Here is a 219-nt window from a genome sequence, read left to right as displayed (position 1 = left end):
TCCCAGCAGCGCGCTGCAAACTCATAAATACAACCTGGTTTACGACAGCCTGAACAGGCTGTCCAGCATAGACACCGACGACAGCGTCGGCAGCGGATCGTATAAATACCATAACACCTTCACCTATGACAACCTGGGCAACAGGCTGAGCCACACCAAAAAATGGACAATCCAAAGCGGAGGCCATCATGAAAACGGCACCTTCACCTACAACACCGC

Annotated in this window: 1 protein-coding gene; it reads left to right on the top strand. The window is 52.1% G+C overall.

All coding sequences use genetic code 11. From position 1 onward, the window contains the following. A partial coding sequence (locus tag DCCM_RS18655; protein WP_165792130.1) for a hypothetical protein occupies nucleotides 1-219 on the top strand: 219 nt, incomplete at both ends.

Origin of the sequence: Desulfocucumis palustris, assembly GCF_002933875.1 — a bacterium.
Taxonomy (GTDB): Bacteria; Bacillota; Desulfotomaculia; order Desulfotomaculales; family Desulfocucumaceae; genus Desulfocucumis; species Desulfocucumis palustris.
Note: the sequence above shows the minus strand (reverse complement) of the source record. Positions and strands in the feature narration are given on the sequence as shown.